Genomic DNA, 3,332 nt, shown 5'->3' with positions numbered 1-3,332 from the left:
ATAATGGCAATCGCCTTTAACTAAATTATAATAGCGGTGTTTTTGAATATTTGAAATCATTTGAGTTGAGTCATCGCCGTCTACCTCATGCTCTATTTCTTTGCCGCCCGGAAAATAAAAACCAACTTTCAATTTCATCTTTCTCACCCTTCCCTTCATCTGGTTGAATCACTCTCTTATTTCTTATCCTTTTTAGCGTAGTAATAAACATAAATTAATGCTTATTCACTTTTTACATGATATTCTTGAAAAAATAACGAAATCAGAAGGTGATTTTAATGAAAATAAGGAAGGCTACAGAAAAAGATGTAACCGGAATAGCCTATGTACATATAAACAGTTGGCAATCGACGTATAAAGGAATCCTGCCGAATCAATATCTGGCTTCTTTGAATCTAGAAACCAGAAAAAAAAATTGGCTAAGAAATTTAAAGATGCTGCATAATGCCACTTATATAGCTGAAAATGGTGAAGGACAAATTATTGGTTTTGTAGCTGGTGGACCCGAACAAACTAATGATCCCCATATTCAAGGAGAAGTATATGCCATCTATTTATTAAAAGAGTATCAAAGACAAGGAATTGGTCGAAAAATGATTAAAACGGTTGTTGATGAACTCATAGATAAAGAACATAAAAATTTAATTATCTGGGCTTTAAAAGATAATCCTTCATGCGGTTTTTACAAAGCTCTCGGTGGTCATGTAATCGCTGAAAAAACTGTTAAAATGGCCGGAATTGAGTTAATCGAAGTAGGTTATGGATGGGATGACATTCACGAAATTCTTTTGTATTTGTAAGAAAATCATGGCAATAGGAGGTAGATTAAATTTAAAATCCCCCTCCTATCATTTCCTCAGAAGGAAATCCTCTTTTTCACTTCCCAAAAAATAAAGCCGGTGTAATGGTCTTGTCATTGTGACGTAAAGTAGTTTAATATCGAGTTCATTCTTCCGACTATAAATTTCCTCCAGAGATATCGCAAAGACTACATCGAATTCTAGACCTTTCGCTTGATATGAGGGTACAATTAACGTTTTATCTTTCGGAATAATTCCTGTTTCATCTACTAAATGGAAGCCATTATGACATCTACTCAATTTCTCGTTTGCTAGCTTACAATCTTTCATCGTTTTGGCAATAACGGCAAACGTTTTGAAATCTTCTCCTTTTAATTCTTCGATATGTTTAATCAACTCTTCTCCCCAATCATCCTTATCGATAGAAATGAATTCTGGTTCTGTCCCATGGCGGACTACAGGCTCAACTTCTGGGAAATCATATGGTAACAATTGAAGAATTTGATTAGCCTGCTTCATTATTTCAACAGTCGTTCTGTAGCTTTTTTGTAGTTCTGTGTATGTCGCCCTTGGAAAAATACGACGATGGACCTCTTCCCATGTTTGAAGGCCTCGGTATGAGTGGATACCTTGAGCAAGATCACCTACAAGAGTGAACATATCAGTATCTACTGCCGTTTTTAGCGCCTGCAATTGCATGAAGCTATAATCCTGCGCTTCATCTATGACGACATTTTTTGCTTTGTTATCTTTATCCACACCAAAAAGTAGCTCCTGTAAATATAATAATGCACCCAAGTCCTCCAATTCATAACTTTTTTCATGAATTAACTTTTGATTATAATTACATAAAGCACATGCATCTTCACGACTAAGTTTACCGCTACTGTACGAGGCCAGTTGCTCAGGATCTTGGTACAATTCCTGATAGTATTGAAGAAGGTTTTTATTTTTGAAATGCTTAAAATAGCCTTTTACAGAGGAACGGATTGCTTTTTTAATCTGTCCGATCCGTTCCTCCTTTTTATCGTGACATTTTGTTACAAATTCCTTGCGTATTACTGGATCAATATTCTTATAGAGGGCCTTTTCTATTTTGACGTCATAAAAATCCGTTACTCGTTCAAGCATTTTTTTCTTTTTCAGCTTCACTTCATTTTGTAAAATGGCCTTTAGCTTGTCGAGTCTGCTGTATAATGGTAAATACCAATAATCCTCTTCCAGTAGCCTAATGAACTTTTTTGCAGAATAGAGGCGATATTTGTCACAATAAAAATCTTCTTCCGGATGAAAACTCCTGAAAATATCCTTCACATATTCGTCCAAAATTAATTTAAATAATGGAGAACCCTTAAATCCAGATATCCAGATCGCTGCTTTTGTTTCTTCATCATCCCTTTCCAACAATCGTGTCAATTTATTATCTGCTACTRACTTCAGTTGCTTTCCGATTGCTACCTGAACATACTCGGCGAATGTGAATTGTTTTACTTTTTCAACACCTAATTCCGGCAATGCTTCAGAAATGTAATCAATGAATACCCGGCTCGGGGCAAGAATCATCAACTGGCGTGGGTCAAACAAGTCTTTATAATGGTATATAAAATAAGAAATCCTATGTAAGGCTATTGTTGTTTTACCACTGCCCGCAGCCCCCTGAACAATGATTGGTTTATTTAAATCAGCACGAATAATTTTATTTTGTTCTTCCTGTATCGTGGTAATGATATCGGTCAAACGATTGCTCGAACTTTTGGAAAGGGATTCCTGTAATAATTCATCCGTTGTTGTTAAATCAATGTCCCTGACCTCTTCTAGCTCACCATCTTCTATCATTAACTGCCTCTTTAAAGTGATGTTCCCGCTAAATGTTTCCCCTTCTGCTTCATATTCAATTTCACCAATCCGACCCTCGTAATAAAGATTAGCTATTGGAGATCTCCAATCGACGATAATCTGTTCCTGGCTTTCCCTCTGATAAAGGGAAGTTTTCCCGAAATAAAGTACTTCGCCTAGATCACCATCATTTCGTTCAAAATCAACTCTTGCAAAATAAGGCTTTTTGCTTGCCTTGCGTAAGCTTTCCAGTTCAGATCTAGACATTTCAAAAAAGTTGGCAGTTGTCAACAACTGAGAATATAAGCCCGACTCAGACCAATCCGCATCACCAAAAGCCTCTTGCATATTCCGTTGAAATTGATCTTTGCTGGTTTCTGATGTTTTGATGACTACATCTATATAGCGCTTAGTGAAATCCAACCTCTGACGTTCTTGTTCAAAATCAGGATGTCTTACCAAAAGAACCATTCTCCTTCCTACTTTTGATTGATTAAACGGGAGAAAAAATACCGATACAACGATGAAATGGACATTTATACTATCAGAAAACCAATGGGTTGACAAATCCCTTATCATAGATTTATTTTACAAAACAAAAATTCCAGAATATTACCCAATATTTGAAGGATAAATGATATATTCCTGATTGAATTTTGTTTTTATATGTTGCCTTATGAAAGAGCATCTAAATGC

General features: G+C 35.9%; 2 protein-coding genes. One reads left to right on the top strand and one right to left on the bottom strand.

Translation table 11 applies throughout. From position 1 onward, the window contains the following. Positions 1-278 precede the first annotated feature (278 nt). The gene (locus tag AC1DUW_RS24035) at positions 279-800 is read left to right on the top strand and encodes a GNAT family N-acetyltransferase (RefSeq protein WP_056520677.1); all 522 of its coding nucleotides are present in this window, start codon (positions 279-281) and stop codon (positions 798-800) included. A gap of 48 nt (positions 801-848) precedes the next feature. Here the strand turns inward: AC1DUW_RS24035 and AC1DUW_RS24030 are convergent, their stop codons facing one another. Next, a complete protein-coding gene (locus AC1DUW_RS24030; RefSeq protein ID WP_477643645.1) occupies positions 849-3,107 on the bottom strand; it encodes a HelD family protein in 2,259 nt (752 codons plus the stop codon). Between the last annotated feature and the right edge of the window lie 225 nt (positions 3,108-3,332).

This window comes from Peribacillus sp. P4_C12, assembly GCF_056402095.1.
Note: the sequence above shows the minus strand (reverse complement) of the source record. Positions and strands in the feature narration are given on the sequence as shown.